This window comes from Enterobacter cloacae complex sp. P6RS, from assembly GCF_014982245.1.
In the GTDB taxonomy this organism is placed as follows: Bacteria; Pseudomonadota; Gammaproteobacteria; order Enterobacterales; family Enterobacteriaceae; genus Enterobacter; species Enterobacter bugandensis.
The window spans coordinates 26,129-32,128 of sequence record NZ_JADCLB010000024.1 but is presented as its reverse complement, the minus strand read 5'-3'; the positions used below and the strand labels follow the sequence as shown (position 1 = coordinate 32,128).

General features: G+C 51.1%; 6 protein-coding genes and 1 other RNA gene. 3 read left to right on the top strand and 4 right to left on the bottom strand.

All coding sequences use genetic code 11. The annotated features are described in order from the left end of the window. Positions 1–353 precede the first annotated feature (353 nt). Together INF73_RS17490 and INF73_RS17485 are read right to left on the bottom strand one after the other, a co-directional pair. Complete coding sequence (locus INF73_RS17490) at positions 354–710, bottom strand: hypothetical protein (protein WP_028014145.1); 357 nt, start codon at positions 708–710, stop codon at positions 354–356. Positions 711–1,111: 401 nt separating this feature from the next. Next, entirely contained in the window at positions 1,112–2,029 is a 918-nt protein-coding gene (locus tag INF73_RS17485; protein ID WP_048998575.1) for a LysR family transcriptional regulator, read from the bottom strand. A 98-nt stretch (positions 2,030–2,127) separates the two neighbouring features. Here INF73_RS17485 and INF73_RS17480 point away from each other — a divergent pair, with 98 nt between their 5' ends. The 3 genes from INF73_RS17480 to INF73_RS17470 all read left to right on the top strand — a co-directional run bounded on the left by INF73_RS17480 (position 2,128) and on the right by INF73_RS17470 (position 4,820). Beyond that, positions 2,128–2,850: an SDR family oxidoreductase gene (locus INF73_RS17480; RefSeq protein ID WP_193542531.1), complete on the top strand. Its 723-nt coding sequence runs from the start codon at positions 2,128–2,130 to the stop codon at positions 2,848–2,850. 163 nt (positions 2,851–3,013) lie between these two features. Further along, positions 3,014–3,790 (top strand): isocitrate lyase/phosphoenolpyruvate mutase family protein, encoded by a 777-nt coding sequence (locus tag INF73_RS17475; RefSeq protein ID WP_193542529.1) that lies wholly within the window; start codon positions 3,014–3,016, stop codon positions 3,788–3,790. Beyond that, positions 3,774–4,820, top strand: a complete 1,047-nt coding sequence (locus tag INF73_RS17470) for a bifunctional transcriptional activator/DNA repair enzyme AdaA (protein WP_045631577.1) — start codon at positions 3,774–3,776, stop codon at positions 4,818–4,820. Before INF73_RS17475 ends, INF73_RS17470 begins: the two co-directional genes overlap by 17 nt. Positions 4,821–4,961: 141 nt before the next feature. Here INF73_RS17470 and ssrA read toward each other — a convergent pair. Both ssrA and smpB read right to left on the bottom strand, forming a co-directional pair. Beyond that, positions 4,962–5,325, bottom strand: a transfer-messenger RNA (tmRNA) gene (ssrA, locus tag INF73_RS17465). A gap of 89 nt (positions 5,326–5,414) precedes the next feature. After that, positions 5,415–5,897 (bottom strand): SsrA-binding protein SmpB, encoded by a 483-nt coding sequence (smpB, locus tag INF73_RS17460; protein WP_008502505.1) that lies wholly within the window; start codon positions 5,895–5,897, stop codon positions 5,415–5,417. Positions 5,898–6,000 lie beyond the last annotated feature (103 nt).

The window sequence follows — 6,000 nt, the reverse complement described above, 5'->3', positions numbered from 1 at the left end:
CAATTAAAAATGATATTATTTAAAGATGCTTAATCATGATTTAAGTTATGGTAACATTTTTGATGTAGGATATATTATATTAATAGAGATTTAAAATATATTCTTATGTGGTGTTTGAATTATGCTACTGCGAGCGGAAATATAATAACCTGCTGTATTTTCAATACGGTCATTCATTAACCTGATACAGAGGGCGAAAAAAATGACCACAGGGATGGGCATCCGGACATTTGCATAAATACCCTCTGTCGTCATAAGGCGGCGAACAAAAAGGGGCAGATATACACGACGTATCGCTTTTATTTGAAGCAATAAAAAAGGCCGCTAACGCGGCCCTGAGGTGAGTGTGTCGGTTATTCAGTAACTTTCTTTTCCAGCTCGCTGGCACCTTCTTTGGTTTTGTTCCAGCCTTTCTCTGCGCCTTCTTTAGTGGCATCCCACCCCTTCTCGGTGCCTTCTTTGGTTTTATGCCAGGCTTTCTGGGAATCTTCGCTGACTTTGCTGCCAAAGCTTTCGCTCTTACCTTCCGCAGCATGCTGCTGTTTCAGCTTCAGCTCTTCGCCTTTGTTCTGCTCTTCGTGCAGTTTTTGCTTCGCTTCGTTGGCGTTTGCGTTCGCCGCAGCGACGGTATCGTCAGTTGCATGTGTGGTCGCAGCAAATACTGGGGAAGCCAGCAGAACGGCAGATAATGCGATAATTGTTTTTTTCATAATATCCTCATTTAACGTTATCGGTTATGAGCGTGATTCAGCATGGCACAGACGAAGCGGGGTGGCTTTAGGAAAAAACTGTAATGAGATCAAAGTACCCAGGCAAGCGCCCCCTTGCTTGAGGATCACCCGAAGGATAAAAAACCTATTTCTATGAGGGCTGCAAGGGTCAGCAGAATAAAGAAAATAACGACCATGGGTCTGTACATTTTAAGGCTCCATCCTTGTGTGATGTCTTGTCCAGCGTACGAGATACATCGTTAAGCCATCCCCGGCACGACATATCCCCTGAGTGAATTGTGTCCGTTTTTACTTTTCCATGGGAGGAGGGCGGTGTCGTTGATGTTTATCAAAGGGCAGCGGCAGGGTAAGAAAAATCTGCATGAAAGTTACTGGCCTTGTTAGCGTTGAACGCTTTGCGTTGCCGCTGGCTGTCGCCACTGGCGGACGTGCTCGATCAGGGCTCTTAGCTTGGGCGCCATATTGTGACGCTGGGGAAAATAGAGATAAAAGCCTGGAAAAGACGGAAGAAACGTATCCAGCAGGGCAACAAGCTGCCCCGTTTCAATATACGGAGTGAATGTATCCTCCGTGGCTAAGGTTATGCCGCCGCCGGCCAGTGCCAGGCTGAGCATAAGGCGCAGATCGTTTGTGGTGATCTGCGGTTCAATCGCCACATCGAAAGGAACGCCCGCCTCCTCAAATTCCCAGCGATAGGGGGCAACGTCCGGGGCTGGGCGCCAGCCGATACACCGGTGAGCCACCAGCTCGCGGGGGTGCTCAGGTACGCCGTGAGTCGCCAGATAGGACGGTGAAGCCACCACCCTCTCACGCTGCTGACCCGTAAGGGGAACGGCGATCATGTCTTTTTCAATAACTTCACCCAGCCTTACCCCGGCGTCATAGCCCGCCGCCACGATATCGAACTCCTCGTCCGACACGAAGATATCAAGCGATACCGCAGGATGTGCAGCCGCAAACGAAGCGAGCAGCGGGCCAGAGAGAAACGCTTCCGCGATTGAGGTGACCGCGATTCTGAGCTGACCGCGCGGTGTGCTGTCCGACGCGACGTCTTCAAATGCCGCTTCAATATTGGCGATGGGAGCCTGCAACGATTTACGCAGCCGTTCCCCTGCTTCAGTGAGGCTTACCGAGCGCGTGGTGCGCATCACCAACAGGGTTTGAAAACCATCTTCAAGACGCCTAATCCCCTGACTGACAGCGGAGCGGGTTATGCCCAGCCGCGCGGCGGCAGCGCTAAAGCTGCGCTCCTCGGCGACCGCCAGAAAAACAGGTAACAGATTGAGATCGATTTTCATTGTTTAACATTGCTAACCAGTGAGTCCAGTAAATGCAGGATACAAGAAACAATGGTGAGTATCTATTATCACGTTGAACTCAACGTAAGGAGCAAAACATGAACAAAGTTATCTTAATTACCGGTGCATCAAGCGGTATCGGAGAAGGTATTGCCAGAGAGTTAGGCAAGGCAGGCGCGAACGTTTTCCTGGGCGCTCGCAGGCTGGATCGCATCAACGCCCTCGCTGCTGAAATCCGCAGTGCAGGGGGGGAAGCAGAGGCCGCAGTCTTAGACGTTATCAGCCGCCAGTCGATGGCTGACTTCGTACAGGCCGCGCGTGAAAAGTGGGGCCACATTGACGTGCTGATTAACAACGCGGGCATCATGCCTCTTTCTCCGCTTTCGGCAGGCAAGCAGGATGAGTGGGAGCGCACCATTGACGTGAATATCAAGGGCGTGCTGTGGGGGATAGGCGCCGTTCTGCCGATTATGGAAGCCCAGGGCTCGGGACAAATCATTAATATCGGCTCGATTGGTGCCTTGTCCGTGGTGCCTACGGCTGCCGTCTACTGTGCCACCAAATTCGCCGTACGGGCGATTTCGGATGGTTTACGTCAGGAAAGTTCGAACATCCGCGTGACCTGCGTTAACCCTGGGGTAGTGGAAAGCGAACTGGCCTCGACCATTACGCACCCGGAAACTATGGCGGCGATGGACGCGTACCGTGCTATTGCCCTCAAACCTGCTGATATCGCCCGCGCTGTGCGCCACATCATCGAGGCGCCTGAGAGTGTCGATACAACAGAAATTACGATCAGACCGACGGCATCTGCGAACTAACGTTGCGGATGAAAAAATGCAGGTTAGCGCAGCTGGTTGACAACAGATCTGACTGGTCTGCAAATCCAGACTACGCTTGCTAAAAAATGGTCGTCTGAATTTCGGTTGTGACGTTCATACTGAATGCTTAGATTCATTTTCAATCTATTGAGAGGAAATGAATATGAATTTTGCAGAACTCCACAACCAGGATCAGCCCCTGCTTATCGCTAACGTTTGGGACGCCGCCAGTGCTGTCGCAGCGCAAGAAGCAGGCTATCAGGCACTGGGAACGTCCAGTGCAGCAATAGCGTCCATGCTGGGATATGAAGACGGGCAGGGAATGCCGTTTGATGCGTTATTTTATGTGGTCACCCGTATCCGGGCTGTCAGCAGCCTGCCATTGAGCGTTGACATGGAAGCAGGATATGGTGATTCAGCCGAAGAGATAGTCGCTAATCTCAGGCGCCTTGCTCAGACAGGCGTAGCAGGCGTTAACCTTGAAGACAGCAGAGTCATTAATGGTAAGCGTCAACTTGACGATATCTCTGATTTTTCCCGTAATCTGAGAACAGTATGCAATGCGCTGAGAAGCGAAAACTGTAGCCTGTTTCTGAACATTCGGACTGACACTTACCTGCTCGGGCATGATGACGCATTGCAGGAGACGATATTACGGGGTCAGAGCTATAAAGATGCAGGTGCTGATGGCCTTTTTGTTCCCTGTCTGACGTCAGAGAAAGACATCAGCCTCATTGCAGAGGCAACGGGCCTGCCTCTGAACGTCATGTGTATGCCCGATCTTCCGTCGTTCGACAGGCTGAAACGGGCCGGGGTAAACCGCATTTCAATGGGCAATTTTGTTCATTCAGCCATGCAGTCAACGCTGAGTGATGTAATGCATGCGATTCGAGCTCGTCAGTCATTTGCAGGACTTTTTAGCGATGAAAATAACCGATAAGAATTTGTGTGATATCTGGTATCAGGCATTACTCGAACGAGATTCAGAATATACCGGCGTATTTTTTGTTGGCGTCAAAACTACTGGCGTATTCTGCATTTCGGTATGCCGGGCGCGAAAGCCCAGGCGCGAAAATGTTGAATTTTATAAAGATGCCAAATCCGCCCTGGCGGACGGCTTTCGTCCCTGTAAGGTCTGCAGACCCGCTGAAAATGCGCACAGCGCGCCATTATTTGTTGAACAGGCGCTTGCGCTTGTCAGGCGCGATATTAAATCCCGTGTGGCTGACGCGCAGCTTCGCCAGCACGGAATCAGTCCGGAGCGGGTAAGACGTTGGTTCCTGCAACATCACGGCATCACTTTTCAGGCTTTCCAGCGAATGCAGCGGGTGAACGTTGCTCTGCAGGAGCTAAAAAGCGGACGAGCGGCTACTGACGTTGCGCTGGACAATGGCTATGAATCCCTGAGCGGGTTTGGTTACATCTACAAGCGGCTTACTGGCGCAGCGCCGACTCAGGCAACCGAGGTGATTGTCATTCATCGGTTTACCACTACGCTTGGGCCTATGTTTGTCTGCGCGACAGAGCGGGGAGTGTGTCTGCTGGAGTTTACCGATCGCCGGATGTTAGAAACGGAATTCCGCGATATCCAGCGTTTATTTAACGCCAGAATTGTCACCGGAGAAAACAGCCATACCCGGCAGACAGTAAAAGAAATCAGCGAGTATTTTGCCGGAACTCGCCGACAGTTTGAGCTCTCTGTGGATGCCCCGGGTAGTGATTTTCAACAATCCGTCTGGCATGAGTTGCGTGCAGTTCCCTATGGACAGACTTCGCACTATCAGGCCATTTCGCTAGGGATGAATAAGCCCAATGCTGTGCGCGCCGTCGCTGCAGCTAATGGTGCAAACCGGATTGCGATTGTGATCCCTTGTCACAGGATAATTGGCAAAGATGGAAAGATGACGGGTTACGGCGGTGGTATTTCGCGCAAAGAATGGCTCATTGAGCATGAGCGAAACAATGTTTGATGGCGTAATGTTCCATTGTTGCCGGAATATTTTACGCACTTCGCGGGATAAAATGCAGACACAAAAAAGCCCGCAGGGCTTGCGCCGTGCGGGCTCTTAGGACTTCATCGGATGACTCTGGTAATCACCGATGGAGAATTTTGGTGGAGCTGGCGGGAGTTGAACCCGCGTCCGAAATTTCTACATCCTCGGTACTACATGCTTAGTTTGTCTTTACATTCGCACGCCAGCTGCGGACAGACACGCCACTAACGAACTAGCCTGATTAGTTTTAACGCTTCAACCCCAGGCAGGGCTTCCACGCGATCTCTTTTGGGTTTGACCTCTCTTTGATCCCCGTCTTAAGAGCGGAAGCTAGGGAGAGAGGGCTCAGAGCAGGTTATTAAGCTGCTAAAGCGTAGTTTTCGTCGTTTGCGACTATTTTTTTGCGGCTTTTAACGAGGCAAACCGCCCCTCGGCATGCACCTTGGGTTTCGCAAATCCCGTCGAATCCAGAATCAGCCCCAATAGTGTTGAACTAAGTATACCAGATTTCACTTCCTGGATACCAGCCTGGAACGCTAACTTATTGAATAGTACAATAAGTGTGCAGAATCAACGTCCTGCGTTTTTCATGATGCGCGCTTTATCCAACTGCCACTCGCGTTCTTTCAGGTCAGTACGTTTGTCGTGCTGTTTTTTACCTTTCGCGACGCCAACTTTTACTTTGCACCAGGCATTTTTCCAGTACAACGACAGGGCGACCACGGTGAAACCTTCACGGTTGATGCGTCCGTAGAGGGATTCCAGCTCACGCTTGTTCAGCAGTAGCTTACGGGTGCGCGTTGGGTCACATACGTAGTGCGACGAGGCGACGGTCAGCGGCGTAAAGTTCGCGCCGAACAGGAAGGCTTCGCCATCTTTAAGGATCACGTAGCTGTCGCCGATGTTGGCTTTCCCGGCGCGCAGCGATTTTACTTCCCAGCCCTGCAACGCAAGGCCAGCTTCGAATTCTTCTTCAATGAAATACTCGTGGCGAGCACGCTTGTTGAGCGCAATGGTCGCCGAGCCTGGTTTATGTGCTTTTTTCTTCGTCATAAGTGTCGTAAAGCCGTCGGTAATCTGATTTCAAAAAGTCACCTCATTGCGTCCTGTGAGGTCTAACGCGCTATCTTAGCACGAGATGAGGCTTAGCGTTTTT

What these genes read in the sequence shown, in the direction of transcription:
- INF73_RS17490 (WP_028014145.1), bottom strand. Translation starts at nt 710, where the DNA reads ATGAAAAAAACAATTATCGCATTATCTGCCGTTCTGCTGGCTTCCCCA.
- INF73_RS17485 (WP_048998575.1), bottom strand. Translation starts at nt 2,029, where the DNA reads ATGAAAATCGATCTCAATCTGTTACCTGTTTTTCTGGCGGTCGCCGAG.
- INF73_RS17480 (WP_193542531.1), top strand. Translation starts at nt 2,128, where the DNA reads ATGAACAAAGTTATCTTAATTACCGGTGCATCAAGCGGTATCGGAGAA.
- INF73_RS17475 (WP_193542529.1), top strand. Translation starts at nt 3,014, where the DNA reads ATGAATTTTGCAGAACTCCACAACCAGGATCAGCCCCTGCTTATCGCT.
- INF73_RS17470 (WP_045631577.1), top strand. Translation starts at nt 3,774, where the DNA reads ATGAAAATAACCGATAAGAATTTGTGTGATATCTGGTATCAGGCATTA.
- smpB (WP_008502505.1), bottom strand. Translation starts at nt 5,897, where the DNA reads ATGACGAAGAAAAAAGCACATAAACCAGGCTCGGCGACCATTGCGCTC.